Annotated in this window: 1 rRNA gene; it reads right to left on the bottom strand. The window is 53.8% G+C overall.

The features are described from left to right. Window positions 1–1170 (bottom strand): 23S ribosomal RNA (locus K8O68_RS05605); the annotation flags it as partial.

Below are 1170 nucleotides of genomic sequence, written 5' to 3'. Positions count from 1 at the left end.
CTCGCGATCACAGCTCAACCTTATGGCAAGCGGATTTGCCTGCTTGCCAGTCTCACTGCTTCGACGCACATATCCAACAGTGCGCTTACCCTACCTTCCTGCGTCCCCCCTTCACTCAAACGGAAACGTGGTGGTACAGGAATATCAACCTGTTTGCCATCGCCTACGCCTTTCGGCCTCGGCTTAGGTCCCGACTGACCCTGAGCGGACGAGCCTTCCTCAGGAAACCTTAGGCTTTCGACGGAGGGGATTCTCACCCCTCTTTTCGCTACTCATACCGGCATTCTCACTTCCAAGCGCTCCACATGTCCTTGCGATCATGCTTCAACGCCCTTGGAACGCTCCCCTACCACAGACACCATCGGTGTCCATCCATAGCTTCGGTGATACGTTTAGCCCCGGTACATTTTCGGCGCAGAGTCACTCGACCAGTGAGCTATTACGCACTCTTTCAATGATGGCTGCTTCTAAGCCAACATCCTGGTTGTCTAAGCAACTCCACATCCTTTTCCACTTAACGTATACTTGGGGACCTTAGCTGATGGTCTGGGCTGTTTCCCTCTTGACTACGGATCTTAGCACTCGCAGTCTGACTCCCGAGGATAAGTGATTGGCATTCGGAGTTTGACTGAATTCGGTAATCCTGTAGGGACCCCTAGTCCAATCAGTGCTCTACCTCCAACACTCTTCCCTCGAGGCTAGCCCTAAAGCTATTTCGGGGAGAACCAGCTATTTCCGAGTTCGATTGGCATTTCACCCCTACCCACACCTCATCCCCGCACTTTTCAACGTGCGTGGGTTCGGGCCTCCATCCAGTGTTACCTGGACTTCACCCTGGACATGGGTAGATCACCCGGTTTCGGGTCTACAACCACGTACTTTGGCGCCCTGTTCAGACTCGCTTTCGCTGCGGCTCCGTCTTTTCGACTTAACCTTGCACGGGATCGTAACTCGCCGGTTCATTCTACAAAAGGCACGCTGTCACCCATTAACGGGCTCCAACTACTTGTAGGCACACGGTTTCAAGATCTCTTTCACTCCCCTCCCGGGGTGCTTTTCACCTTTCCCTCACGGTACTGGTTCACTATCGGTCACTAGGGAGTATTTAGCCTTGGGAGATGGTCCTCCCGGATTCCGACGGGGTTTCACGTGTCCCGCCGTACTCAGGAT

The sequence above is a fragment of the Salipaludibacillus sp. CUR1 genome, from assembly GCF_021028955.1.
Classification (GTDB): Bacteria; Bacillota; Bacilli; order Bacillales; family Salisediminibacteriaceae; genus Salipaludibacillus.
Note: the sequence above shows the minus strand (reverse complement) of the source record. Positions and strands in the feature narration are given on the sequence as shown.